This is a genomic window from [Clostridium] scindens ATCC 35704, assembly GCF_004295125.1.
Lineage (GTDB): Bacteria > Bacillota > Clostridia > Lachnospirales > Lachnospiraceae > Clostridium_AP > Clostridium_AP scindens.
In genome coordinates, this window is sequence record NZ_CP036170.1 from 2,528,701 (window position 1) to 2,553,918 (window position 25,218).

General features: G+C 47.8%; 25 protein-coding genes and 1 pseudogene. All 26 read left to right on the forward strand.

Features of this window, described 5'->3' with window-relative positions; all coding sequences use genetic code 11:
• Positions 1 to 71 precede the first annotated feature (71 nt).
• Complete coding sequence (locus HDCHBGLK_RS13020) at positions 72 to 1,439, forward strand: phage portal protein (protein ID WP_004605773.1); 1,368 nt, start codon at positions 72 to 74, stop codon at positions 1,437 to 1,439.
• A complete protein-coding gene (locus HDCHBGLK_RS13025; RefSeq protein ID WP_039909421.1) occupies positions 1,336 to 2,076 on the forward strand; it encodes a head maturation protease, ClpP-related in 741 nt (246 codons plus the stop codon). The genes HDCHBGLK_RS13020 and HDCHBGLK_RS13025 overlap by 104 nt, the downstream gene beginning before the upstream one ends.
• A gap of 14 nt (positions 2,077 to 2,090) precedes the next feature.
• Positions 2,091 to 3,305: pseudogene (locus tag HDCHBGLK_RS13030) on the forward strand (phage major capsid protein).
• Between the two features lie 66 nt (positions 3,306 to 3,371).
• Complete coding sequence (locus HDCHBGLK_RS13035; RefSeq protein ID WP_330362620.1) at positions 3,372 to 3,650, forward strand: head-tail connector protein; 279 nt, start codon at positions 3,372 to 3,374, stop codon at positions 3,648 to 3,650.
• On the forward strand, positions 3,650 to 3,982 hold the full coding sequence (locus tag HDCHBGLK_RS13040; protein WP_004605768.1) for a phage head closure protein: 333 nt from the start codon (positions 3,650 to 3,652) through the stop codon (positions 3,980 to 3,982). Before HDCHBGLK_RS13035 ends, HDCHBGLK_RS13040 begins: the two co-directional genes overlap by 1 nt.
• Position 3,983: 1 nt before the next feature.
• The gene (locus HDCHBGLK_RS13045) at positions 3,984 to 4,367 is read left to right on the forward strand and encodes an HK97 gp10 family phage protein (RefSeq protein WP_004605767.1); all 384 of its coding nucleotides are present in this window, start codon (positions 3,984 to 3,986) and stop codon (positions 4,365 to 4,367) included.
• Entirely contained in the window at positions 4,360 to 4,677 is a 318-nt protein-coding gene (locus tag HDCHBGLK_RS13050; RefSeq protein WP_004605766.1) for a hypothetical protein, read from the forward strand. The genes HDCHBGLK_RS13045 and HDCHBGLK_RS13050 overlap by 8 nt, the downstream gene beginning before the upstream one ends.
• Before the next feature lie 5 nt (positions 4,678 to 4,682).
• The gene (locus HDCHBGLK_RS13055; RefSeq protein WP_039909418.1) at positions 4,683 to 5,291 is read left to right on the forward strand and encodes a major tail protein; all 609 of its coding nucleotides are present in this window, start codon (positions 4,683 to 4,685) and stop codon (positions 5,289 to 5,291) included.
• Positions 5,288 to 5,662 (forward strand): hypothetical protein, encoded by a 375-nt coding sequence (locus HDCHBGLK_RS13060; RefSeq protein WP_004605764.1) that lies wholly within the window; start codon positions 5,288 to 5,290, stop codon positions 5,660 to 5,662. The genes HDCHBGLK_RS13055 and HDCHBGLK_RS13060 overlap by 4 nt, the downstream gene beginning before the upstream one ends.
• Positions 5,659 to 5,823, forward strand: a complete 165-nt coding sequence (locus HDCHBGLK_RS19035; protein WP_004605763.1) for a hypothetical protein — start codon at positions 5,659 to 5,661, stop codon at positions 5,821 to 5,823. The genes HDCHBGLK_RS13060 and HDCHBGLK_RS19035 overlap by 4 nt, the downstream gene beginning before the upstream one ends.
• A gap of 75 nt (positions 5,824 to 5,898) precedes the next feature.
• Positions 5,899 to 7,395, forward strand: a complete 1,497-nt coding sequence (locus HDCHBGLK_RS13065) for an ApeA N-terminal domain 1-containing protein (protein ID WP_004605762.1) — start codon at positions 5,899 to 5,901, stop codon at positions 7,393 to 7,395.
• A gap of 73 nt (positions 7,396 to 7,468) precedes the next feature.
• The gene (locus tag HDCHBGLK_RS13070) at positions 7,469 to 10,486 is read left to right on the forward strand and encodes a phage tail tape measure protein (protein WP_004605761.1); all 3,018 of its coding nucleotides are present in this window, start codon (positions 7,469 to 7,471) and stop codon (positions 10,484 to 10,486) included.
• Entirely contained in the window at positions 10,483 to 11,133 is a 651-nt protein-coding gene (locus tag HDCHBGLK_RS13075; protein ID WP_004605760.1) for a phage tail family protein, read from the forward strand. The genes HDCHBGLK_RS13070 and HDCHBGLK_RS13075 overlap by 4 nt, the downstream gene beginning before the upstream one ends.
• Positions 11,130 to 12,587 carry a phage tail protein gene (locus tag HDCHBGLK_RS13080; protein WP_004605759.1) on the forward strand — a complete coding sequence of 486 codons (1,458 nt, stop codon included), beginning with the start codon at positions 11,130 to 11,132 and terminating at the stop codon, positions 12,585 to 12,587. Before HDCHBGLK_RS13075 ends, HDCHBGLK_RS13080 begins: the two co-directional genes overlap by 4 nt.
• A gap of 16 nt (positions 12,588 to 12,603) precedes the next feature.
• A complete protein-coding gene (locus tag HDCHBGLK_RS13085; protein ID WP_039909416.1) occupies positions 12,604 to 14,421 on the forward strand; it encodes a hypothetical protein in 1,818 nt (605 codons plus the stop codon).
• 14 nt (positions 14,422 to 14,435) lie between these two features.
• Positions 14,436 to 14,981 carry a hypothetical protein gene (locus HDCHBGLK_RS13090; RefSeq protein ID WP_004605757.1) on the forward strand — a complete coding sequence of 182 codons (546 nt, stop codon included), beginning with the start codon at positions 14,436 to 14,438 and terminating at the stop codon, positions 14,979 to 14,981.
• Positions 14,982 to 15,010: 29 nt separating this feature from the next.
• The gene (locus HDCHBGLK_RS13095) at positions 15,011 to 16,924 is read left to right on the forward strand and encodes a DUF859 family phage minor structural protein (RefSeq protein ID WP_039909415.1); all 1,914 of its coding nucleotides are present in this window, start codon (positions 15,011 to 15,013) and stop codon (positions 16,922 to 16,924) included.
• Between the two features lie 81 nt (positions 16,925 to 17,005).
• Positions 17,006 to 17,428 (forward strand): phage holin family protein, encoded by a 423-nt coding sequence (locus HDCHBGLK_RS13100; RefSeq protein WP_004605754.1) that lies wholly within the window; start codon positions 17,006 to 17,008, stop codon positions 17,426 to 17,428.
• A complete protein-coding gene (locus HDCHBGLK_RS13105; protein WP_039909414.1) occupies positions 17,428 to 18,369 on the forward strand; it encodes an N-acetylmuramoyl-L-alanine amidase in 942 nt (313 codons plus the stop codon). The genes HDCHBGLK_RS13100 and HDCHBGLK_RS13105 overlap by 1 nt, the downstream gene beginning before the upstream one ends.
• 146 nt (positions 18,370 to 18,515) lie before the next feature.
• Positions 18,516 to 18,734, forward strand: coding sequence for an SHOCT domain-containing protein (locus tag HDCHBGLK_RS13110; protein ID WP_004605751.1), 219 nt, complete (start codon positions 18,516 to 18,518; stop codon positions 18,732 to 18,734).
• Between the two features lie 60 nt (positions 18,735 to 18,794).
• Positions 18,795 to 20,357, forward strand: coding sequence for a recombinase family protein (locus HDCHBGLK_RS13115; protein WP_039909413.1), 1,563 nt, complete (start codon positions 18,795 to 18,797; stop codon positions 20,355 to 20,357).
• Positions 20,354 to 20,785, forward strand: coding sequence for a hypothetical protein (locus HDCHBGLK_RS13120; protein WP_004605749.1), 432 nt, complete (start codon positions 20,354 to 20,356; stop codon positions 20,783 to 20,785). The genes HDCHBGLK_RS13115 and HDCHBGLK_RS13120 overlap by 4 nt, the downstream gene beginning before the upstream one ends.
• On the forward strand, positions 20,772 to 22,343 hold the full coding sequence (locus tag HDCHBGLK_RS13125) for a recombinase family protein (protein ID WP_004605748.1): 1,572 nt from the start codon (positions 20,772 to 20,774) through the stop codon (positions 22,341 to 22,343). Before HDCHBGLK_RS13120 ends, HDCHBGLK_RS13125 begins: the two co-directional genes overlap by 14 nt.
• Positions 22,344 to 22,398: 55 nt before the next feature.
• Positions 22,399 to 22,704 carry a helix-turn-helix domain-containing protein gene (locus HDCHBGLK_RS13130; RefSeq protein WP_456300763.1) on the forward strand — a complete coding sequence of 102 codons (306 nt, stop codon included), beginning with the start codon at positions 22,399 to 22,401 and terminating at the stop codon, positions 22,702 to 22,704.
• Between the two features lie 49 nt (positions 22,705 to 22,753).
• Positions 22,754 to 23,761 (forward strand): hypothetical protein, encoded by a 1,008-nt coding sequence (locus HDCHBGLK_RS13135; RefSeq protein WP_004605746.1) that lies wholly within the window; start codon positions 22,754 to 22,756, stop codon positions 23,759 to 23,761.
• Positions 23,758 to 25,215, forward strand: a complete 1,458-nt coding sequence (locus HDCHBGLK_RS13140; RefSeq protein WP_004605745.1) for an AAA family ATPase — start codon at positions 23,758 to 23,760, stop codon at positions 25,213 to 25,215. Before HDCHBGLK_RS13135 ends, HDCHBGLK_RS13140 begins: the two co-directional genes overlap by 4 nt.
• Positions 25,216 to 25,218 lie beyond the last annotated feature (3 nt).

Genomic DNA, 25,218 nt, shown 5'->3' on the forward strand with positions numbered 1-25,218 from the left:
CAAGGAGAACACCCGTCAGAAATGGCAGGTGTTTTTCTTATGCTCTTTTTGAGATTGGATGGTGATTAAAAATGGGATTACTTTCAGGACTTTTTCGTTCCAGAGATAAACCGCAGAACCGTACCTCCGGCAGCGCCTACAGCTTTTTCTTCGGGGGAAGTTCGGCAGGCAAGCGGGTCAATGAACGATCTGCCATGCAGATGACGGCCGTCTATGCCTGTGTGCGTATCCTCTCAGAGGCCATCGCCGGTCTGCCACTTCATCTGTACCGGTATAAGGAGGATGGAGGTAAGGAAAAGGCTCTGGATCATTCGCTATACAGGCTGCTCCATGATGAACCGAATCCGGAAATGAGTTCTTTCGTATTCCGGGAGACGCTGATGACGCATCTGCTCCTGTGGGGCAATGCTTATACACAGATCATCCGCAATGGAAAGGGAGAAGTGATTACTCTCTATCCTTTGATGCCGGACCGGATGACAGTGGACCGGGATGGGAATGGGCAGTTGTATTACGAGTACACCGTCAGCATGGATGATGCGCCTACAGTAAAAGGAAGCGTTGTCCGTCTGAAGCCTTCCGATGTGCTGCACATCCCAGGGCTGGGGTTTGACGGTCTGGTGGGATATTCGCCGATTGCTATGGCAAAGAATGCCATTGGCATGGCGATTGCCTGTGAGGAGTACGGGGCGAAATTCTTCGCTAACGGTGCGGCTCCCGGCGGAGTTTTGGAGCATCCGGGTACCATCAAAGACCCGCAGCGTGTCCGGGAAAGCTGGCAGTCCACCTTTGGCGGCAGCGGCAATGCCAATAAGATCGCTGTCTTAGAGGAAGGTATGAAATATACGCCCATTGGTATTTCGCCGGAACAGGCGCAGTTTTTGGAAACCAGAAAATTTCAGATTAATGAGATCGCTCGAATTTTCAGAGTCCCACCTCATATGGTCGGAGACCTTGAAAAGTCGAGCTTTTCTAATATTGAGCAGCAGTCTCTGGAGTTCGTGAAATACACGCTGGAACCCTGGCTGGTGCGTTGGGAGCAGTCCATTCAGCGGACGCTTTTTTCTGAGGAAGAGAAAAAGAACTACTTTGTGAAGTTCAATGTAGAGGGGCTGCTCCGGGGCGACTATGCCAGCCGGATGAGCGGATATGCTACCGCAAGGCAGAACGGCTGGATGAGCGCAAATGACATCCGGGAACTGGAAAACCTGGACCGGATTCCGAAGGAAGAAGGCGGAGATTTGTATCTGATCAATGGCAATATGCTCCCGCTTGGAAATGCCGGGGCTTTTGCAAACACCGAAGTTAGCGATGACGGAAAGGAGGAAGATTCCGATGAAGAAGTTCTGGAAGTGGAAGAACCAGGCGGAGACGGAGACAGCTCCAGCGGAACGGACGCTGTTCCTGAACGGCACCATCGCCGAGGAAAGCTGGTTTGACGATGACGTTACGCCGCAACTTTTTAAAGAGGAACTGATGGGCGGAAGCGGAGACATCACGGTCTGGATCAACAGTCCCGGCGGCGACTGCGTAGCGGCTGCCCAGATCTACAACATGCTGATGGATTATCCGCACAACGTGACTGTGAAGATCGATGGTATCGCAGCCAGTGCCGCCTCGGTCATTGCGATGGCTGGCACAAAGGTGCTGGTATCGCCGGTGTCCATGATGATGATCCACAATCCCATGACCGTGGCCATGGGTGATACCGCAGAGATGCAGAAAGCCATCGATATGCTTGGCAGCGTGAAGGATTCCATCATCAACGCCTATGAAATCAAGACCGGGCTGTCCCGCGCCAAGCTGTCCCATCTGATGGACGCTGAGACCTGGATGGATGCGAACAAGGCGGTGGAGCTTGGCTTTGCTGATGAAATTCTCAAACGCTCCGATGTACTGGAGGACATGGAGCCACCTGTGGTGTCCATGCTGTATTCCAAAGCGGCTGTGGTCAATTCTCTTATGGATAAGATTGCAGCCAAGTGCAGGACCAATCCTAAAAAAATTGAAGATTCCAAACCCAAGGGCCGCTCCGTAGACAGTCTCTACGAGCGGCTCAATCTTTTGAAAAATTAAAGGAGGACACCACTATGACTATTCTTGAACTGCGCGAGAAGCGCGCCAAAGCCTGGGAAGCTGCAAAGGCATTTTTAGATTCCCATAGAAACGATAAAGGCATCCTGTCTGCCGAGGATGATGCCGCCTACACCCGCATGGAGCAGGAGATTACCGACCTGGGTAAGGAGATTGCCCGCCTGGAACGCCAGGAGGCACTGGATGCAGAACTGAACCGTCCGGTGAACAAGCCCTTGACAGGTAAGCCTATGAATGGCAAGGAGGAGGCTAAAACTGGCCGTGCGGCGGATGAGTACCGCCAAAACTTCTGGAACATGATGCGTTCCAAAGCACCGATGCCTTCTGTGGTGAATGCGCTGCAGATCGGGACGGATTCCGAGGGAGGTTATCTGGTACCGGATGAATATGAGCGTACTCTGGTTGAGGCACTGGAGGAAGAAAACATCTTCCGCCAGCTTGCCAATGTGATCCAGACCTCCAGCGGCGACCGTAAGATCCCGGTGGTAGCATCCAAGGGAACTGCCTCCTGGATCGATGAAGAAGGAGCCTACACGGAAAGCGATGACTCCTTTGCGCAGGTATCCATTGGAGCCTACAAGCTGGGGACGATGATCAAGGTTTCCGAGGAACTGTTAAATGACAGTGTATTTGACCTGGAGTCCTATATTGCCAGGGAGTTTGCGAGAAGGATCGGAACCAAAGAGGAGGAAGCCTTCTTTACCGGAGATGGTACCGGAAAGCCTCTGGGAATCCTTGCTGCCTCTGGCGGTGCGGAAACCGGTGTGACGGCTGCATCCGCCACTGCGGTGACAGCAGATGAACTGATGGATCTGTTCTATTCTCTGAAATCTCCGTACCGTAAAAATGCGGTGTGGATTTTAAATGATTCCACCATCAAAGCCATCCGTAAGCTGAAGGATAATAATGGGCAGTACCTGTAGCAGCCGTCCCTGGTAGCCGGTACGCCGGACACGATCCTTGGCCGGCCGGTAAAAACCTCTGCTTATATGCCTGCCATCGCGGCCGGGGCGAAGACCATCGCTTTTGGTGATTTCTCTTATTACTGGATCGCAGACCGCCAGGGGCGTTCCTTTAAACGCCTGAACGAGCTGTATGCGGCAAACGGTCAGGTAGGTTTCCTTGGCTCTCAGAGAGTGGATGGAAAGCTGATCCTTTCTGAGGCCGTGAAGGTACTGACCCAGAAAGCAGGAACGAGTCAGAGCGCCTGATGATATGGCAAAGTGCAGGAGGGTGTGATATTCTGTCATGCCCTTCTTCCAATATGGGAGGTGAGGATGATGGTGGTAACGCTGGAAGAGATGAAACAGTATCTTCGGGTTGATTATGAAGATGATGACCAGTTGATTACGGGTTTTATAGCATCTGCCGAGCAGCTGTGTCGGGATGTCCTCCGGGCCGATGAAACAGCGGATTTGAAAAAGGATGAGACCGTAAAAATTGCCGTCATGTATGCAGCCGCATATTTCTATGAACACCGGGAGGAAGCGGACCATCATGATTTGGCTCTGACAATCCGCTCCCTCCTGTTTGGCTCAAGGAAGGAGGCTTTCTGATGAAAATCGAACTACTGAATGTCAGGATTTTCATTTCAAAGAGTACGGTGGTCACCGATGCCATCGGAAACCGCCGGAATGAATGGCAGCCTTTCTATACCTGCTATGCGACCGTAAGCGGCGAGACCGGGAAAGAACAGACCGATGCAGGGCTGGTGGTGGATGACTCCAGCGTTGATTTAACGATCCGCTGGTGCAAAAAGTCAGCTGAAATAGACAGTACCCATTTCCGGGTGGAGTTCAATGGAGAACTTTATAATATTGCCGCCGTGGATCACATGAATTACAGGCGCAAAAGCATCAAGCTGTCCTGTGAGAAGGTGAGGCGGTAGGATGGGGAAGAAAATTTCTATCAGCCAGCTTTCTGCGGCAGTGATGGAGGAATTGGAAGAATATGCAGATCTGGCCGCAGAAGATATGAAATCGGCGGTAAAGAAAGCGGCGGCAACAGTCCGGAAGGATATTGAAGCCAGCGCTCCAAGGAATACCGGGGACTATGCTAAAAGTTGGACCGTGAAAACTACAAAGGAAAGTTCCAATGCCCTACAGGTAACCGTGCATTCACGGAACCGGTATCAGCTTGCTCATCTGTTGGAGTATGGTCATGCGAAGCGCGGCGGAGGCCGGGTTGCAGCAAGGCCCCATATCGTTGCTGCGGAAGATGCTGGAATTGAACAGCTGGAGCGTGAGATTGAGAGGAGCCTGACGAATGGATGATTTGATAAGACTTTTAGAGGAAATGGGCATCCCTTTTGCTTATGACCATTTTGCGGAAGGGGAATCCCCTGATCCTCCGTTCATTTGCTACCTTCTGCCCCAGAGTGATAACTTTTCCGCAGATGGGAAGGTTTATCTGAAGGTCAGCAGTGTGAATATCGAACTGTACACAGACTGCAAAGATTTGTCTGTCGAGCAGAAGCTGGAAGCCGTGCTGGATACGCACGGTATTTTTTATGACAAAACAAAGGTCTGGATCGAGAGTGAAAAACTCTATGAAGTCCTCTACTCATTTGAAATGGAGGTATGATTTTCATGGGAAACAAGGTTAAGTATAATTTGAAAAATGTCCATGCTGCGAAACTGACCGAGACGGATTCCGATGGTACGACTACCTTTTCGTATGCGGAGCCAAAGGCAATTCCTGGTGCAGTGAGTATCAGCTTGGATGCGGAGGGTGAAACCAGCCCGTTCTATGCGGACGGAATCGTTTACTTCCGTAGTGTGACCAACAACGGTTACAGCGGCGATTTGGAGATTGCCCTGATCCCGGAGTGGTTCCGGACGGAGATCCTGCAGGAAAAACTGGATGCAAAAGGCGTGCTGGTAGAAAACAGTGGTGTCGGTGAGAGCGTGAAATTTGCCCTGCTCTTTGAATTTGACGGGGATGTGAATGCCATCCGTCATGTGCTGTATAACTGCTCTGCCTCCCGCCCGTCCATCGAATCGGAGACGAAGGAAGATACGATTGAACCGGGAACGGAGACTTTGTCGATTACGGCTGATCCACGTTCCGATGGGCTGGTCAAGGCGCGTACTGGTGACACTACAGACTCCGGTACTTATACGAATTGGTATAAAGCAGTGTACACACCAACTGAAGAAGAACCAGAAGAAACAAGTGGAGAGGATGAAAGCGTATGATTAAGCGTGAGATAGAAATCAGCGGGAAAAAGGTGCCCTTCCGTTCCTCTGCCACGATCCCCCGCTTGTACCGGGCAAAGTTCAAACGGGATATTTTCAAGGATCTGTCCAAGCTGGAAAAATCCTACAAGGGTAAGACGGAAAATGGTGAGGAATTGCAGATTGAGGATCTGGAGATTTTTGAGAACGTGGCCTATGTGATGGCCTATCATGCCGATAACAGCATTCCGGCAAAGATTGAGGACTGGCTGGATCAGTTTGATATGTTCTCCATTTATGAGGTACTGCCACAGATTTTGGAACTGTGGGGTGAGAACCTTGTGACGGATGTGACGTCAAAAAAAAGATTGGCAGAAGTGAGCGGGAAATGACCACGCCGCTGTTCCTTCTGCGGAGCGTGGAACTGGGGATTTCCATCCGGGATCTGGATCTGCTCACGATTGGGCTGGTTCTGGATATGTGGACGGAAAAATCCAATGACGGCGTGAAATATAGGAGAGTGGCAACCCAGGAGGACTTCGATAAGTTTTAGAAATTATTGAATGTATGACTTCCAATTGTTATACTCAAGAGAGGAAGTCATACATTAATAAAAGGAGTCAGGATTGTGGAAACATTAGAGCAGTGGTACTCAGGAAAAATATTTTTGCTTAACGATAAAGAGGTAGAACTTAGGGCAGAACTCAAATTCAATCAATTTCGACAGGCGATTATCAATATTTATGGAATTGACCGGGATTTATTCTTTGAATTAGAAAAAGGTAGCTATAATTCGGCAGTAATGTTGTTAGAATCTAAAGAATATGTTTCAATTTTTGATTTTTATATAAAAAGTGGTACATATAAAGCAGGGAATTCTGATGAGCATCCAATATTTACTGAAGGTATGATGTGTATAGTATCATCAACAGTCCTTAAAGGGGAAAAGTATTTTACCAGAGGAGATACATTTAAAGAATTAAGTATGGAGATAACAGATGGGGTTGAATTAATTGGATTATGCCCATATGATTTGAATAAAAATTATATGGAACTTTTCTTATATAAAGATATAGAAATATCTGTTCAACTGCAAAAGATTTATGTACAGACTATATTAGGTGAATTAAGCTTTATAGTACTTCCAAAATACAAATTTAGAAAGGACTCCATGTCGTTATGTTTTTCACATCAGATTTGTTTTTGCCCCGCACAAACTTTGAAGATAATGGAAATCCATGAACTATTAAATAAAATTGTATCCTTCTTCTCTTTATTGTGTGGGGAAAATGTGACTGTTAATAAACTTTCTGTTTTGGATACAGATAGCCCTAAAAATAGTATGACAGATTACATCGGGGTATGTAATTTTGTAAAAGGAAAATTACATATACTGGAAGATTCGGGAATAGATAGTACGAGCTTTAAAAGAAGGGCCATTTTTAAGATTTCTGACTTTGCAGATTTAAAGAATGCACTAAATTACTGGTTTTCACATTATGAAAGTCTGCAAAATGCTCAAAAAGCATATGATAGAATTTTGCTGGATGAAGAAATGAAGATTGTAACTATTAACAAATTTTTAGCGGGTATGCAGCTTATCGAAGGTTATACACAAGCATATGCAGATGAAGAGCAAGAATTAGCCGCTTTTAAGAATAAGAAAAAACAGATAATTGAGCAACTTGAGAAAATAGAAGATAAAGAATTAGTGGAAGCGGGGCTTGGTTTTTCAGGAATTTCATTTAGAAAGGCAGTGAAGGAATATCTATATAAAAGCAGTAGTTGTTTACAAAAAGAGAGTAAAACGGCATTTCACAATAAAAATAAAGATCTAATTGAAAAGATTATAAATGATAGAAATTTTTATACTCATTCATCGAATCGTATAAAGCCACAGTTAAATTTTGATGAAATGCTTAATGTGGCAACTTTATGTAAAGAATTCTATAGGATTTTGCTTCTGAATGAGATGGGAATTTCAGATGAATTATTAAGGCATCGTTTTGCTCATAATCGTTTGTGTACACATGTATTTGAAAATTTATTGGGAATTAAGCTGTCTAGTGTAAATGATATATCTGAATTCGATAAAGATATGAGGCTTTTTTCAGATCCAAATTAATAAGATGTAATTAAGGCATCGGTTAGAAATAAGCGGTGCTTTTTTATGCTCGGAGACAATCCGGGCTTTTTTCATGCCCATTTTTAAGGAGGTGAGGGTTGTGGCGAACCGGATCAAAGGTATTACGGTGGAGATTGGCGGCGATACCACAGGTCTTGATAAAGCACTAAAGAACGTCAATTCTTCTATCACGAAAACGCAGTCTGCTTTAAATGATGTGAACCGTCTGCTAAAACTCGATCCTTCTAATACGGTGCTGGTGGCACAGAAGCAGGAACTGCTGGCGCAGGCAGTCAGCCAGACCGAAGAAAAGTTGTCGGCTCTGGAAACCGCACAGGAGCAGGTTGCCGCAGCCTTTGCCCGTGGGGATATCGGGGCGGATAAGTATCAGGCATTTCAGCGGGAGATTGAGGAAACCCGTGGAAAGCTGAATAAATATAAAGCTGATCTTTCCAATCTACAGACAGAGCAGGACAGCCTTTCTCAGAACACAGCACGATTAGAAAAGCTGTTCGCTTCCACTGGGACGCAAGTCGATGATTATGCGGATGTCCTTGGTACCCGGCTGACCTCGGCTATAAAAAGCGGGACTGCCAATTCTGATCAGTTGCGGACGGCCCTTGAGAAGATCGGGAAGTCTGCCACAGGAGGGAAAGCCGATATCCGCCAGCTGACGGACGCTCTGGATACCGTGGATGATGGGCAGGCGATCCAAAACTTGATCCAGCAGCTGAAAGAGGCTGGAGACGCTGCGGAAAATACAGCGGATGATGTGGGCCAGATTGCGGAGAATACGAAAGGCGCTGCGCTGATGCAGGCGGCGGATCAGCTGTCTGCTGTGGGCGATAAGATCCAGGAGATCGGGGATAAGGCGCTGGATGCCTATACGGATACCGAGAACGCCGTGACCAAGGTGAATGCCTACTTTGGAGAGACGGGACAGGCAGCGGAACAGTCTGCTAATGTGATTAAAAACGTGTACGCCTCCGGGGTTGGGGAAAGCATGGATGCCGTGGCCAATGCTGTCCTCATGGTAAAAAAGAATCTTGGGGATTTGAGCGAAACCGATCTGACCAACCTTACCCAGCAGGCGATTACGCTGGAGGAACTGTACGGCATTGACATGAATGAAACCCTCCGAGGTGTCAATTCCCTGATGCAGCAGTATGGCCTGACCGCTCAGGAGGCTATGGACTATATTGTGGTGGGGACCCAGAATGGTTTGGATAAGACCAATGAGCTGGGCGATAACCTTAGTGAGTATGCAGGCAAGTTCTCCCAGGCTGGATATTCCGCCTCGGAATATTTTCAGCTTCTGGATAACGGCCTGAAGAATGGCGCTTACAACCTGGACAAGGTCAACGATGCCATTAATGAGGTCACCACCCGTCTGGTGGATGGCACTATTGGGGAGTCCATCGGGATGTTCTCCACGAAGACACAGGAATTATTTACCTCTTGGCAGAATGGCGGTGCTACACAGAAACAGGTGATTGACTCCATTGTGGCGGATATCGCCGGGTGTACGAACCAGCAGGAAGCCCTAAACCTTGCGGCGCTGGCCTTTGGCACCATGGCCGAGGATGGAAACCTGAAATTTATCACTTCCCTGACCTCGGTAGGAAGCACCTATGATAGTGTAAAGGGTTCTGCGCAGGGGCTATTTGATGCGACCACCACACCCATGCAGGAGATGGAATCCAACACCCGGAAACTGCAGCAGTCCCTTGTCCCTCTGGGAGAAAAGCTGGCGGAGATCGCCAATACCATCCTGCCTCCTCTGGTTTCTATGATTCAGACGGTGAGTGGATGGTTTCAGCAGCTGCCGGGGCCGGTACAGAACTTTATTGTTATTCTTGGTGTGTTACTTGCAGCCTTTACAGCCTTGACTCCGGTCATTGCGGCAGTGGCGGTTTCCGTAGGCGCGTTGAATATCGCCCTCCTACCGATCATTGCTGTGATTGCGGCGGTAGCGGCGGCTATTGCCGGGATTATTGCCATTATCCAGAACTGGGGTGCTATCACGGAGTGGTTTGGGAACCTGTGGAATACCATCTGCACTGGGATTGGCACCATGATTGAGAACGTGAAAACGTGGTTTTCAAATCTTTGGACACACCTGCAGAATGTATGGAATGGTATCTGTAACGTAGTGCAGACAGCAGTGATGCTGCTTGGCTCTATTATCCAAGGAGCCGTGGACATCATCACGTTACCCTTCCGGTTTATCTGGGAGAACTGTAAAGATATCGTTATTTCTGTATGGAATAGCATTAAAAATACGGTCAGTTCTGTATTATCGGCCATCTCCGGTGTGATCTCCAGTATTATGGGAGCCATCCAGAATGTCATCAGTTCTATCTGGGACGCCATTAGCAGCAAGGTATCAGCAGTGGTTAATGCTATCAAAAACACAGTAACGACCGTATTTAATGCTATCAAATCCGTAGCTTCTACGGTGTGGAATGGCGTTAAGTCGGTCATTTCAACTGTGGTTGATGGAATTAAAAGCAAGGTTTCCAGTGTATTCAATGCTGTAAAAAGTACGGTTACCAGTGTGTTCAATGGAATTAAGAATACTGCGACAACTATCTGGAACGGAATAAAAAATGCGATTGTAAAACCTGTGGAGGCGGCGAGAGATGCCGTGAAAGGTGTGGTCGATAAGATTACAGGCTTTTTCTCCGGCATGAAACTGGAGCTGCCTAAGATCAAACTGCCGCATTTCAAAATCAGCGGCAAATTATCCCTCTCCCCGCCAAGTGTTCCCCATCTTTCCATTGACTGGTATAAGGAAGGCGGTATCATGACGAAACCGACCATCTTTGGCATGAATGGCAGCAGCCTGATGGCGGGCGGTGAGGCTGGCCGGGAAGCGGTTCTTCCGTTGAAGGGATTTTACCAGCAGCTGGATCAGATGATTTCCAGCTATCTGAACACCAGTGCTTTGGAGAAATATCTGGCGATCATTGCGGAAAACAGCTGCAAGGGACTGTATCTGGATGACGGGATGCTGGTGGGACATCTGCTTCCGGCCATTGACAGCGGCCTTGGAAAAACACAGAAACTGCAAAGGAGGCTGAGCCTATGAGGGCAGATGTGAAAATCAATGATTTGTGGATGTTTTTGATGGGCTGGCTCCGGGAGGAGATCGACTTTCCAACGCCGCAGTCACAGACCAATACGGTTGTGGTACCGGGGCGCAATGCTCCGATCCGTTTTACGGAGGCTCTTGGGCGGGTATCCTACCAGCCCCGGAGCTTTACCATTACCCTGTCCATGTTAGGGAGCCGGGAAAAGTTTCATCAGATGAAGGATGTTCTTGCCAATCTCTATGCCGGGCAGCTATGCCACGTGATTCTTAGTGAGGAGCCGGAACTATATGCCGTTGGTACCTTGGAACTGGAACCCGCCTATGATCCCCTCACTGGAAAGGGCCAGATGGTGCTGTCCTGCGCGGATGGGGATGCCTACAGGTATCATACAGAAGAAACGGAAGTTTCTATTACGGGAGGCGGCACGGCGATCCTGAACAATGATTATATGCCTGTCGTACCTACGGTAGTCACGACAGCGGAGACAGCACTGAACTGGAGGATTGGTGAAGATGTATTCCGCAAATCCGTCAGTGTCGGGACATGGACATTCCCGGAACTGGAACTGCAGGAAGGGCAAAACTCGGTCAGCATTACGGGAGAAGGAACGACTACCTTCCGGTATCGGGAGGGACGCTTATGAGCCTGTTTCGAGTTTTTGTAGACAATCAGTTATTTTACCACCCACACCTGTCTCAGCTTTCCATCACGGAGGCGAAGGTGCAGGAGGATGCGGAGAATATTGACAGCCTGACCCTCTCTGCTCCGTTCAACCATCCTTATCTTTCTGCGATTCAGCCGATGGCTTCGACCATTGTCTGCAAAAAGGATGCTCTTACGGTATTTGAGGGGCGGGCCTTAGATGATGGGACGGATTTTTATAATACGCACACATGGACCTGCGAGTCCTGCCTTGCGTATTTGAAGGACACCATGCAGCCTCCATTTTCCTATCAGGGGCCGCTCCGTGGGCTGCTGGAGCAGTTCCTCTCTGTGCATAACGCTGCGGTGGAAGAAAAAAAGCAGTTCACCCTTGGCATGGTGACAGTGACGGATAACAACGATTATATCAGCTACAGCAATTCCGACTATTCGGTAACAATGGATGCCATACAGGACAAGCTGATCAAGACACACGGCGGCTACCTGCAGGTGCGTTATACCGAGAATGGGAAGGTGCTGGATTATCTGGAGGACTTTCCAGACCGGTCGCTGCAGACCGTGGAGTTTGGCAAGAATCTCACGGATGTGAAGATTACCCGTGACCACACGGAGCGGGTGACGGCTCTGATTCCGCTGGGGGCGAAACTTACGGAGACCGATGAGGATGGCAACGAAACCGAGACGAATACCCGGCTGGATATTACGGCGGTGAACGATGGCAAGAACTATGTGTACGATGAGGAAGCGGTCGAAGAAATCGGATGGATCTGGACGACCGAGATCTGGGAGGATGTGACGCTGGCAGGGAACCTGCTGCGGAAAGCAAATGCCAGACTCTCGGAACTTGTGAAAGGTGTCACCAGCATGGAACTGACCATCGTGGATGAATCGGATACGGGTGCGGATATCGGAGACATAAGGGCAAGGATGTATGTGCGCTGCATTTCCAAGCCACACGGGATTGACGGGACATACCTGTGTCTCAGCCGGACACGGGACTATCTTGACCCTTCCGGCAACACCATTACCATTGGTGCCGCAGGTGTCCGGCTGACTTCCCAGTCCGCCAAGCAAGAGCAAAATATCACTTCTATTGAAGATGATCTGTTAGGGCAGACCTCCAAGATCGAGGTGATTACGGGAAAAGTCGATCAGATCAATGCACAAAAGATGTACCGGACGGAACTGGTGGTGGATGGGGTGAACATCTTCCGGGATAAGGGGCAGCGCAGTATCCTTCGCTGCCGGGTGTATTCGTGGGATAAGGAAATCACGGATACCCTTCCGGCCAGCAGCTTTGTCTGGCATCGGAATTCCGGCCGGGAAGACCTTGATGCAGACTGGGACAGTTCCCATATTGGGATGAAATCTATCACGGTTACCACGGAAGATGTGACTGACAACGCATCATTCTATTGTGAAATCACAATTTAAGAAGGAGGAAATCGATATGCCTACTGTATTAACTTCCAGCCAGCAGACCTTTGTAGATATTACGGACCAGAGGAAACTGTCGGCCTATATCACATCCAATCTGCCAAAGTCTCAGATTGAAGATCCCAACGTGCTGCCCCATACCTATGCGCCGGACTGGGCCAGCACACCCCTGACCCTTACTCCGGTGGTATTCCTCGATCAGACCAACCTGGCGCTGGACGCATCGGGGCTTACGATTTCGTGGAAACGGAAGGAGGGAAACGGAGCGGAGGCAGCGCTGACCTCCGGGGAGAGTGTCTCTAAAGGCGTTCTAACGGTCAATGCCAACAAGTTGGCGGCAGCCACTTCTGGGATGCTCACCTACTTCTGCTATATCAGCTATTACGACTCAGAGACAAAGAATACCGTCAACATCTCTGCCGACATCACTTATACGCTGATCCGTAATGCACAGAACGCAAAGCTGGCCTATCTGTCTGCGGACACCTATGTGTTTAAGTATGATTCCAATTCTTCTCTGGTCGGGGCCAAGCAGGCAACGCTGACGGCACAGGTGCAGGGAGTCACGATTACGGCATGGCAGTATAAGGACAGCACCGGGGCATGGAAGGATTATCCCACGACTCCGGACAACGCCAGCATTTCCGGCGGTACGTTAGTAGTGAAACCAGATCATGCTGTCTTTTTTAATGGGGTGGCCCAGATCAAGCTGGCGACCGATGACCCGGATGTTTATGATACGACTTCCCTCACGAAGATATATGACGGCTCCCAGGGTGAACCGGGTGCAGCCGGAACGGGCGGACTTTCCGTCATCCTTGGGAATGAGGCACAGAATATTGCCTGTACCTCCGGCGGGCTGGTAGCAGCGGCAACTGAGATTACCATTCCCTTTATGGGATATTTAGGCATTGCACAGGTTGCCTGCACCTGTACGGTAGGGGCGCTGCCTTCTGGCGTGACCGTAAAGAGCAATACTGCAGCGACCGCTTCCAAGGCCGGATCGGTGGTATTGACTTTTGCTGCCAATGCGACCCTCGGAGGTGCAACCGTTCTGAATGGCACGATAGATCTGACCTTTACTATGTCCGGGGCATCTGTTGTGAAGAAGTTTGCATGGACAAAATCCAACAAGGGCAGCAACGGAGCCAGCGGTGCCAATGCGATTGTGTTCTCCGTGTATGCACCGGAAGGTACTGTTGTCATTAACCAGTCCGGCAGCCTTGCGTTGGCAGCGGTTGGTTATGACGGCGCTTCTGAGATTACGACAGGAGCTACCTATCAGTGGGCGAAATACACGGGCGGTGAATGGGAAGATATTAGTGACGAAACTTCCTCTACCCTGTCTGTATCGGGGGCAGATATCGTGAATATCCAGTCCTACCGCTGCACGCTGACCTATAAGGGCAATACCTATGAGGATGTGATCACGGTGGAAGATAAATCCGACCCTTATGTATCGGAGATGCTTTCCATCGGAGGTTTTACGGTCAAGAACAATCTCGGCGGTGTGGTGCCTTATGTGATCGTCCGTACCAATCAGAAGGAAGTCGATCCACTGCTCGGCAGTATCTCGGAGACAGCCCCGTCTAATCCAAAAGAAGGTGACTTCTGGTATCAGGTGGATCATTCTGCGCAGACGGTCACCCTGATGAAATATTCCGGCTCGGCTTGGGCGGTTGCGACAGAGAAACAGTCGTTGACTTACACATGGTACGCGCAGGATAAGGATGGCCATGCGGCAGAATTTGATAAGGCCGGGAAGGTGATTTACCTTTCCGCAGCGGATATTGACAGTATCCTGACACTGCAGTGTGATGTATCCAACTGACCGGAGGTGATCGCATGGCGCTTATCACCAGCTGTCAGGCAACCTTCCAGAATTTCTCCGGTTATGAGGATGACATTGCTTCTTTGGAGGAAAACATCCGGGAATGCTACTCCGAGATCACGAAAACCTCGGAACAGATTAATATGTCCGTCCGGGAGGAATTCATTTCCCGCTCAGAAATGGAGACGCTCCAGAAGGATTTTGAAACCAGCATTACCCAGAGCAGCACAGAAATCCGGATGGATTTCACTACGATTACGGATGAAATCAAGGAAAATGTCTCTACGAACCAGTTGCTTTTGGAGGAGTATATCCGGTTTAAAGGTGCTTTGATTGAACTGGGAAAAGTCGGGAACGCCTTCACAGCAGAACTATCCAACGAGGAACTGGCCTTTAAAGAGAATGGGCAGAAGATCGCCTATATCTCCAACCAGAGCCTTGTGATTACCAATGCGGAGATCCGCAACAAGCTATCCCTCGGCAATGAAAGCCGGGGGTGGTTTGATTTTATACCGAGAACCAATGGGAACCTTTCGATCAAATGGAGAGGTCCAGTCTAAGATGCTGAGAAAAGGAAGGGGTGAGAACGATGGCATCCAGCGGCAGTTTTTCCGGTTCCATCCGGGACGGCCACTATAAGCTGCGGGTGGACTGGTCGCAGAGCAAGAATGTCTCTGCCAATACGTCTACGGTTACCTGTAAGCTGTATCTGGTGAATGACTGGAGTCTGAATATCAGTGGGCGAAGCGACAATACCTGCACCATTGACGGATCGGCTCAGACTTTTTCCTCCCCAGCGATTAGTATCACGGGGACACATTTGCTGGGAACAGTATCAAGGACGGTCAATCATGCCAGCGATGGCAGTAAGTCCTTAGCGATTTCAGCAGTGTTCCAGATCCGGGCAACCTTAAGTGGGACGTACTATGGAACAATCACAGCCAGCGCCAATATCACGCTGGATAGCATACCCCGTGCCTCCAGCGTATCTGCTGCGAATATGACGATAGGGTCTGCCGGTACGATTACGATCAGCAGGGCCTCTTCTTCGTTCACCCATACGCTGACGTATTCCTTTGGAAATACCAGCGGGACAATTGCAACCAAGACAACGGCAACTTCTGTATCGTGGACGCCAGCCTTGTCTCTGGCCAGCCAGATCCCGAATGCCACCAGCGGTACCTGCACGATCACCTGCACCACCTACAACGGGAATACGAATATCGGCTCCAAAACCTGTACGCTCAGTTTAAGTGTCCCAGCCAGTGTGAAGCCCACGATCACCAGCCTGACTGCATCCCGGATTGACGGGGAAGTACCCAGTGCGTGGGGCATTTATGTACAGACGAAATCGAAGGCCAAGCTGACGATCAATGGGTCGGCAGGAAGCTATGGTTCTACGATCAAGTCCTATTCCATTACGGGCGGCGGATACAGTGGCTCGGCATCTACGCTGACCACAGGTTTCCTCAACAATTCCGGGACGATTACTTTTAAGGCCACGGTAACGGATTCCAGAGGACGGGTATCGGCGGAGGCTTCCGTTTCCATCACGGTGACCGCCTATTCCCCGCCATATTTCAATTCCTCCCTGTCCCAGCGGTGCTTAAGCAACGGGACGCTGGATGATGACGGGACATATATCCATGCGCTGGTGTCCTTTGGATATTCTACCTGTGGCGGAAAGAACACCCTCAAAACTTCTGCTCAGTACAAGCAGGTGTCTGCGGAGCAGTGGACGGATGCCGGGGTAACCTTTGCGTCCAATACGGCTTTCACTTACGGAAAAGGGCAGATCTCTACGGAGACTTCCTATGATGTGCGGTACATACTGGAAGATGCCTTCAGCACCATTTCTGTGCAGGAGATTGTCTCCACGGCGGCTGTGGTCATGGACTTTAAAAACGGCGGCAAAGGTGTGGCGATTGGAAAGGTATCGGAAAGTGATAATACCTTTGAAGTGGCCGAGAACTGGGATGTAAAAGTCTATGGGATGCTCCTGAAAGAATATATCCAGCAATTTGCAAAAACGATTTATCCGGTAGGCAGCATCTATATGAGTGTCACTTCTACCAATCCCGCTACTTATTTTGGAGGCACTTGGGTGGCGTGGGGCAGCGGCAGGGTGCCGGTAGGAATTAACACATCGGATAGCAACTTTAATACGGTGGAGAAAACAGGCGGAGCATCGGCCGTCACACTGACTGCCAGCCAGATGCCAAGCCATACACATACGTTTACCGGAAGTTCTACCACGACCAACAGTGCAGGCGGTCATACGCACAATATTGGTCGTGATACGGATGGAGGTGCAGGCAGCAGCCGATACACAGTGCATAGTGCAGGAACTTCTGGGGCACAGGCTACTTCCCCGACCAGTAGTGCCGGGGCGCATACTCACTCACTGACTCCAAAAGGGAAGAACGCAAATACGGGAGGTGGCGGCTCTCACACCAACCTGCAGCCCTATATCGTCTGCTATATGTGGAAGCGGACAGCATAACTTTATATTTTCTGGAAATCAGCGACTACTCTTCGGGGAAGCCGCTTTTTTCATATCCAAATTTCAAAGGAGGAACACACCATGAAAGAATTCTGGAACACCATCCAACTCATCTTTTCCGCTGTGGGCGGCTGGCTGGGGTATTTCCTTGGCGGCTGTGATGGCTTGCTTTATGCCCTGATCGCCTTCGTGGTGATCGACTACATCACGGGTGTGATGTGCGCCATCATCAACCGGGAGTTATCCAGCGCGGTCGGCTTCAAAGGGATCTTCCGAAAAGTGCTGATCTTCCTGCTTGTCGGGATTGCAAACATCATCGATGTGCAGGTGATCGGAACTGGGGCGGTATTACGGACAGCGGTGATCTTTTTCTACATCTCCAATGAAGGCGTGAGCCTGCTGGAGAATGCAGGACATCTGGGACTGCCAATCCCGGAAAAGATCAAAACGGTATTAGAGCAGCTCCATGACAGAGCAGAAAACGGAAAGGAAGGTAATGAATAATGGCTTACACAAACAGTTCACTTGTATCTTACACAAAACTCAGCCCCAACCACTCTGGGCAGAGGACGCATTCCATTGACCGGATTACGCCCCACTGTGTGGTCGGCCAGCTGACGGCGGAGAGCATCTGCGGATGCTTTACCAGCCCGTCCAGAGAGGCCAGCTGCAATTATGGCATCGGGAAAGACGGAAAGATCGCACTTTGCGTGGAGGAGAAGAACCGCTCCTGGTGTTCTTCCAGTAGCGCCAATGACCAGAGGGCAGTCACCATTGAGTGCGCCAGCGATTTGAATCATCCCTATGCAATGACCAACGCCGTTTACAATTCCCTCGTGAAACTGTGTACGGATATCTGCAAACGGAATGGGAAAAAGAAACTTCTCTGGCTGGGGGATAAGAATAAGACGCTGAATTACTCGCCGAAGTCTGATGAGATGGTACTCACCGTCCATCGCTGGTTTGCGAACAAATCCTGTCCGGGGGACTGGCTGTATTCCCGGCTTGGGGATCTGGCCTCCAAGGTAACGGCAGCACTGGGAGGCTCGTCTTCCGGATCGGCAGGCTCGGTCTTATACCGTGTCCGCAAAAACTGGTCGGATGCCAAGAGCCAAAAGGGGGCTTTCAACAATCTGGATAATGCCAAGAAATGCGCTGACTCCAATGCTGGCTATTCTGTATTCGATGAAAGCGGCAAGGTGGTTTATACCGGAAAGCAGTCGGGCGCTGAAAGTTCAACCGGTTCATTCTTAGTTCAGGTAACAGTAACAGATCTGAATATCCGCAAAGGTCCTGGTACGAACTATGGCAAGACGGGGAAATATACGGGAAAAGGTGTGTTCACTATTACCGAGGTGAAATCCGGCACCGGATCGACCAATGGCTGGGGAAAACTCAAGAGCGGCGCTGGTTGGATTTCCCTGGATTACTGTAAACGACTTTAAATAAAACGGAAAGAACAGGATGCCCGTGGGCTGTGCGATAGATGCATGGCCTGCGGGCTTTATTTTTTTGCCTGCGATACCCCCTCAAAACGCTGTAGAAATCTCCGTATTCTGAAGGAGGTTATCCTTCGGATTGGAGGAATATCATGCAGGTGACAAAAGTGACGGCTGATTTTCAAAATCAGAGGGTTGGACGGAAACCTTTCACAGACGAGGAACTGCAAAGGGAATTTGACTATTACATGGCGCAAAAACTGCTGGAAAAGCTGCGGGAGGCGGAACTGATTTCTGAGGGTGAATTGAACAAAATTACGGTGAAAAACCGCCAGTCTTTCTCTCCCTATCTGGCTCGGATTATGCCCTGAATGACTTGCTATTTGCAGGCGTCAGAGCGAATATGTCCGTACCGAAAGAGAGGTGAGAGGATGAAACGGATCACAAAGATTGAAGAGAATATGCTCCTCGAAAAGAGAAAACTTAGAGTGGCGGCCTACTGCCGGGTATCTACAGCCAGAGATGAACAGCTTGTTAGTCTGGCAGCGCAGAAGGCCCACTATGAGAATTATATCAAATCCAATGATGAGTGGGAGTTTGCCGGACTTTACTATGACGAAGGCATTTCCGGTACGAAAAAAGAAAAGCGGGACGGGCTGCTGGCGATGGTTGCCGCCTGCGAGAGAGGAACGATTGACTTCGTCATTACCAAATCCATCAGCCGTTTTGCCAGAAATACCACGGACTGCCTGGAACTGGTGCGGAAGCTGCTGGACTTAAATATCTACATCTATTTTGAAAAAGAAAATCTAAACACGGGCTCCATGGAGAGTGAATTAATGCTTTCCATTTTAAGCAGTCTGGCAGAAAGCGAGTCGGTGTCCATTTCTGAAAATGAGAAGTGGGGTATCAAGCGACGCTTTCAGAATGGAACCTTCATCATTTCCTATCCCCCATATGGTTATGACAATGTGGACGGGGAGATGGTGATCGTGCCGGAGCAGGCGGAGATCGTGAAACAGATCTTTGCGGACACGCTTGCGGGGAAAAGTACCCACGAGATTGCGGATGAATTAAATGAGCGTGGCGTTGCTACCAAGAAGGGCGGACATTGGACACCGGGTACCATCAATGCCATCATCGGGAATGAAAAGTATACGGGTGACGTCCTGTTCCAGAAAACCTATACGGACAGCAGCTTTAACCGACACCAAAACCGGGGAGAGCTTGACCAGTACCTGATGCAGGACCACCATGAAGCAATCATTAGCAAGGAAGAGTTTGAACTGGCCAATGCGGTTTTGAAGCAGCGGGGGCGTGAAAAAGGAAATGGCTATGATACCGGGAGATACCAGAACAGGTACGGCTTTTCCGGCAGGATCTGCTGTGGAGAATGCGGCGGCAAATATAAGAGACGGATGCATTATAAACCCAGTGGTCAATATGTAGCCTGGGCTTGTGCCAATCATCTGAAAGACAAGGAAAGCTGTTCGCAAAAATACATCACGGATGATGCCCTGAAACTGGCTTTTGTTACCATGATGAACAAGCTGGTCTTTGGACATCAAATGGTGTTGCTCCCTCTTTTGCAGAGCTTGCGGGGCCTGAATGATCAATCCCGGCTGCTAAAGATTGAGGAACTGGAAACGGCCATCGAGAAAAACAAGGAGCAGAAACAGGTGCTGACGAACCTGATGGCAAGCGGCTATCTGGAACCTGCTCTTTTTAATAAGGAAAGTAATGAACTTGCAGCGGAAGCAGAAACCCTGCGGCAGGAAAAGGATGGGCTGATGCGCTCCGTCAATGGAGATATGGCCAAGATAGAAGAATTGCAGCGGCTGCTCCGGTTTACATCCAAAGGAACCATGATGACGGAATTTGATGATGAGACCTTTCTTTCCTTTGCGGAATGGATTACCGTGCTGTCCAGAAAAGAAGTGGTTTTTGAATTGAAATGCGGACTGTCCCTGAAAGAAAGGCTGGTGGAACCATGAGACACATTCCATATGGATACCGGATTGAAAACGGCCGGGCGGTCATCGATGAAGAACAGGCTGCCACGGTTCGGGATTTTTTTCAGAACTATATTTCCGGCATGGCCCTTGTGCCTGCCGCCGAGAAGGTCGGATTAAAGCTGTACCACGGAAGTGCTGGCAGGATGCTCCGGAATAAGAAGTATCTTGGAGATGATTACTATCCTGCCATTATCGACAAAGAAACCTTCGATAAGGCAGAAGAAATACGCATGGACCGGGCAAAAGCACTGGGGCGGGTTTGGGAACTGGAAGGAAAGAAGGACATCCTCTTTCCTACTAACTTTACCATGCCTGCAGTGAAAAAAGCTTCTGACGATCCCTTTGAACAGGCGGCGTATGCATATAGTTTGATTGAGAGTGAGGTGGATATGGGTGGAACTGAGTAGGAATATTACTGTGATCCCAGCCAGAAAGCGTGTGGGTAACACAGCCGCAGCGGAACAGAGACCAAAGCTGAGAGTCGCTGCTTACTGCCGGGTTTCCACGGACAGTGAGGAGCAGGCATCCAGCTACGAAGTGCAGGTGGCGCATTATACGCAATTTATCCAGAAGAATCCGGAATGGGAGCTGGCGGGGATTTATGCCGATGACGGGATCACCGGAACGAATACGAAAAAGCGGGAGGAATTTAACCGCATGATCCAGGACTGCATGGACGGGAACATTGATATGATCATTACCAAGTCCATCAGCCGGTTTGCCAGAAATACTCTGGATTGCCTGAAATATATCCGGGAACTGAAGGAAAAGAACATTCCGGTTTTCTTTGAAAAAGAGAATATCAATACCATGGATTCCAAGGGTGAGGTGCTGCTTACCATTATGGCAAGCCTGGCACAGCAGGAAAGCCAGTCTTTGAGCCAGAACATCAAACTCGGCCTGCAGTACCGTTTCCAGAACGGAGAAGTCCGGGTCAATCACAGCCGTTTCCTGGGCTACACAAAGGATGAGGAAGGAAACCTGATCATAGAGCCTGCGGAGGCGAAAGTGGTAAAGCGGATTTACCGGGAATACCTGGAAGGGGCAAGCCTGCTCCAGATTGGGCGTGGCTTGGAAGCGGATAGCATTCTTACCGGGGCAGGGAAAACGAAATGGCGTCCGGAAACACTGAAGAAGATCCTGCAGAATGAAAAGTACATCGGAGACGCCCTTTTGCAGAAGACATATACTGTTGATTTCCTCAATAAAAAGCGGGTGCAGAACAAGGGGATTGTTCCACAGTATTATGTGGAAAACAGCCATGAGCCCATTATTCCACGTGACCTTTATATGCAGGTGCAGGAGGAGATGATCCGGCGGGCAAACCTCCACAGCGGAGCCAACCGGAAAAAGAGGGTTTACAGCAGCAAGTATGCCTTATCCAGCATTGTTTACTGCTCCAAGTGCGGCGAGATTTACCGGCGGATCGCATGGAATAACCGGGGAAAACATTCCACCGTGTGGCGGTGCTGTACCCGTGTGGAATACGGACCGGAAGAATGTGACGCACCGACGATCCAGGAGTCAGAGTTACAGGAAGCGGTGGCAAGGGCAATCAATGACCTGTTAGGCGGCAGAGATACTTTCCTGCCCATCCTGCAGGCGAATATCTTTCAGGTGCTTGAGAATAACAGCAGCGGGAAGATTGCAGAGATTGACCGCAGGCTGGTGGAACAACAGCAGAAACTACTGAAATTGGCAAATGGAAAGAAAGATTACAACGCTGTAGCTGATGAAATCCACAGCCTCCGGGAGCAGAGGCAGAAGGTGCTGGCACAGGATGCAGAGCGTGACGGGCAGAAAAAGCATATCGAAGAGATGAAAGCATTTCTGGAGGAACAGAAAGATATACCGATAGAGTATGATGAACAGCTGGTTAGGCGGCTGGTGGAAAAGGTAACCGTTTTTGATGAGAAGATAGCAGTGAAATTTAAGTCTGGTGTGGAGATAGAAGTGGATAGATAGGTATGGCATGGAGGCATCCTGCAGGTTCAGATGAGCTTGTGGGATGCCTTTTTTCGTGGGAAAATTAGTGCGTATATCGAGGGATAGTGGATTGTATTTAGCAACCATGTGGTTTATAATGGAAATGTCTGGAGGAGTGAAAATGACAACATCTGATATGATTCGGGAACTTTGTGAAAAAATGAATATCAGCATCTCAGAGCTTGCTCGTAGGATTGGGCAGTCGCCGCAGAATTTTAATAAGAAGTTGCAACGAGGGACTGTTAAAGCAGAAGAAATGATGGAGATTGCGGATGCGTTGGGAATTACGTTTGAGCAGAGTTTTATGTTGCCGGATGGAGAAAAAGTAGGTTTATTTTGAATGATATATCTTTTTTACGGTGAGATAAGGCGCGGAGGAGGAAAAAGCTGTGGCAAAAAGTAGGCGGGCAAATGCTGTTGTGTTTGGATTTGATTTTCAGGTAAATGCAGCAATTGTACTTATGATTGAAAATATTGAGGATTTGAAATCTTTACGCTTAGAGGGCAACTATGAAGATATCGAAATAGAGTTAGAAAATAATCAATACATTTTGGCACAAGCTAAAGCAGTGGAGCGAAGTAGTTCAGATTTCCGAAATGTCCGAAAAAATTTGGAGAAATCTCTTATTTCTTTATCAGAGGGAAATCAGAAAGTTGATGCACAGCGATTGATATTAATTACTAATTCGCCCAATCCTTTGAATGAAGAAGCCTCTAGAAGTATATTTTGGGGAGATGCTCACCGTGAGTTTTTGTCTTTACCTGAGTCTTCACAGGAGTTGATTAGACGTTATTTGGATAATATAAATCAGCCATTAGATACTGATAAATTTATGATTCAAATATTACCTTTTGAAACAGATAATGATATAGAAAGATATAAAGTGGTTAAACGAGTAGTAGATGATTTTATTGGTGATTTGAATTTGAATATTCCCGGTTTGGGGAAGAAACTGTTAAGTATTTGGCATGAGGAAGTATTTGAAAATGGAACCAAAAAGGATGCTGCTATTCAATTGAAGAAAAAAGATCTAATATGGCCGATTATGGTCGTTGCTACTGATGTTGGTTATTGTGACAATTCTTTCGCTGATATATTTGATTCCAGTGCGTATGATGAAATTGTCCGTCAATATAGGGAGACTATAGAATCTTGTTGTGAACGCTGTGAGTTTTTCATAAAGGTACTTTGTGATTATAATACATATCAAACAACAAAGAAACCATCGGAAAAGTGTTTGGATTTTGTGATGAATAAATGGAGAGATTATCTTTTGGAGTTTGAACTAGATGGTATGGATGAAGAAATACAAAAAGGTTTAATACAGATTATTTTATATAGGATAGTTCGCAATAGAATTGTTATTCAAAACATTAAGAAGGGGGTAAAACTGTGATTTTCAAATCAATTCGTCTCAAAGAAGGCTTTTTTGAACGTGCGATTATATTCTCGGAAGGTGTTAATTTGATTCACAGTGAAAAAAATAGTTGTGGAAAAACTACCCTTCTGCGTTTTATGTTATACGCGCTTGGTTACAACATTCCTAATACACGGAAAATTAAGTTTGACCGCTGTGAGGTGGAACTAGTGATAGAATGTGAGACAGTAGGGCAGATTTTATTACTACGTCATGGTGATATTGCGATTGAAGCTACAGTAAAGGATCAAAAAAGAACGTTCGTACTTCCAGAACAGCAAAATGATTTGCATACAATTATTTTTGGAACAGAGAATGTGGACATTTTAGGAAATTTATTAGGGGCTTTTTATGTAGATCAAGAAAAAGGATGGACATTGCTGAACCGGGGGATTGTAATTGGAAGCATTCATTTTAAGATTGAAGAATTGATTCGTGGATTATCAGATTGTGATTGTTCTGAATTAATCCGTAAAGAAGCACAGCTATCAAGAGAGATGACGAAGTATAAGCAAATGTTTAGTGTTGCACAGTATAGGGAAACTTTGGATCAAGAGGCAGGAGAGCTAGTAACAGATAGTTATGAAGAAGAATCGGATGTTACTGTTAATCAGCTCCTTCTGCGCAAAAAGAGATTAAAATCCGAACTTCGTAGAATTGATAATACCTTATCGGATAATAGAAGGTTTAAAAAGTTTGTTGCTGATATGAAATTGCTTGTTCAGGCTCCCGATGGGTCAACTTTTCCAGTAACTGAAAATAATATTGTCGGCTTAAACGATGCAATAGATTTGCTGATTGCAAAGAGAAAAATGGTATCTAAAGAATTTGCCACGGTTTCTGGATTACTTGATAGAATTGAAAAGGATAAAGATAAGGAATATGAACAACTGGAATTTTATAAATCTGCCAGCCAGTTAGAAATATTTGATAAGAGAATAGCGAGAATGCCAATGAATCCGGTTGCGATTGATCAGGAAATAAAACGACTAAACAAAGAAATTAAATCAATTAGAACAGAAATCAATAATATAACTCGGAATAATAATAGTGTTGTTTCGGCCATATCTAAGAATGTAATTAAATATGCAGAGGAGCTTGGTCTGGGTAATAAAGAGACAATACCTGCATCGTATCTTTTTACATCAAACCTAAAAGAACTTTCAGGGGCAGTTTTGCATAAAACGGCTTTTGCATTTAGGCTTGCATACATTACTGTAATTGAGGACACCCTTAAAATCAAACTGCCAATTATTCTTGATTCGCCCAGTGGAAAAGAGGTTGACCAAGCTAATATTAAGCTGATGATGGATATTTTGAAAAGGGATTTTGCAGATCATCAGATTATTATTGCTTCTATTTTTAATTATGATTTTGACGAAGCGAAGATTATAGAAATTAAAGACCGTCTGATCACAGAGAATTCTTTGTAAAGA

Coding starts and splice junctions, on each gene's coding strand:
- HDCHBGLK_RS13020 (WP_004605773.1), top strand. CDS start 72: ATGGGATTACTTTCAGGACTTTTTCGTTCCAGAGATAAACCGCAGAAC.
- HDCHBGLK_RS13025 (WP_039909421.1), top strand. CDS start 1,336: ATGAAGAAGTTCTGGAAGTGGAAGAACCAGGCGGAGACGGAGACAGCT.
- HDCHBGLK_RS13035 (WP_330362620.1), top strand. CDS start 3,372: ATGATGGTGGTAACGCTGGAAGAGATGAAACAGTATCTTCGGGTTGAT.
- HDCHBGLK_RS13040 (WP_004605768.1), top strand. CDS start 3,650: ATGAAAATCGAACTACTGAATGTCAGGATTTTCATTTCAAAGAGTACG.
- HDCHBGLK_RS13045 (WP_004605767.1), top strand. CDS start 3,984: ATGGGGAAGAAAATTTCTATCAGCCAGCTTTCTGCGGCAGTGATGGAG.
- HDCHBGLK_RS13050 (WP_004605766.1), top strand. CDS start 4,360: ATGGATGATTTGATAAGACTTTTAGAGGAAATGGGCATCCCTTTTGCT.
- HDCHBGLK_RS13055 (WP_039909418.1), top strand. CDS start 4,683: ATGGGAAACAAGGTTAAGTATAATTTGAAAAATGTCCATGCTGCGAAA.
- HDCHBGLK_RS13060 (WP_004605764.1), top strand. CDS start 5,288: ATGATTAAGCGTGAGATAGAAATCAGCGGGAAAAAGGTGCCCTTCCGT.
- HDCHBGLK_RS19035 (WP_004605763.1), top strand. CDS start 5,659: ATGACCACGCCGCTGTTCCTTCTGCGGAGCGTGGAACTGGGGATTTCC.
- HDCHBGLK_RS13070 (WP_004605761.1), top strand. CDS start 7,469: ATGCCCATTTTTAAGGAGGTGAGGGTTGTGGCGAACCGGATCAAAGGT.
- HDCHBGLK_RS13075 (WP_004605760.1), top strand. CDS start 10,483: ATGAGGGCAGATGTGAAAATCAATGATTTGTGGATGTTTTTGATGGGC.
- HDCHBGLK_RS13080 (WP_004605759.1), top strand. CDS start 11,130: ATGAGCCTGTTTCGAGTTTTTGTAGACAATCAGTTATTTTACCACCCA.
- HDCHBGLK_RS13085 (WP_039909416.1), top strand. CDS start 12,604: ATGCCTACTGTATTAACTTCCAGCCAGCAGACCTTTGTAGATATTACG.
- HDCHBGLK_RS13090 (WP_004605757.1), top strand. CDS start 14,436: ATGGCGCTTATCACCAGCTGTCAGGCAACCTTCCAGAATTTCTCCGGT.
- HDCHBGLK_RS13095 (WP_039909415.1), top strand. CDS start 15,011: ATGGCATCCAGCGGCAGTTTTTCCGGTTCCATCCGGGACGGCCACTAT.
- HDCHBGLK_RS13100 (WP_004605754.1), top strand. CDS start 17,006: ATGAAAGAATTCTGGAACACCATCCAACTCATCTTTTCCGCTGTGGGC.
- HDCHBGLK_RS13105 (WP_039909414.1), top strand. CDS start 17,428: ATGGCTTACACAAACAGTTCACTTGTATCTTACACAAAACTCAGCCCC.
- HDCHBGLK_RS13110 (WP_004605751.1), top strand. CDS start 18,516: ATGCAGGTGACAAAAGTGACGGCTGATTTTCAAAATCAGAGGGTTGGA.
- HDCHBGLK_RS13115 (WP_039909413.1), top strand. CDS start 18,795: ATGAAACGGATCACAAAGATTGAAGAGAATATGCTCCTCGAAAAGAGA.
- HDCHBGLK_RS13120 (WP_004605749.1), top strand. CDS start 20,354: ATGAGACACATTCCATATGGATACCGGATTGAAAACGGCCGGGCGGTC.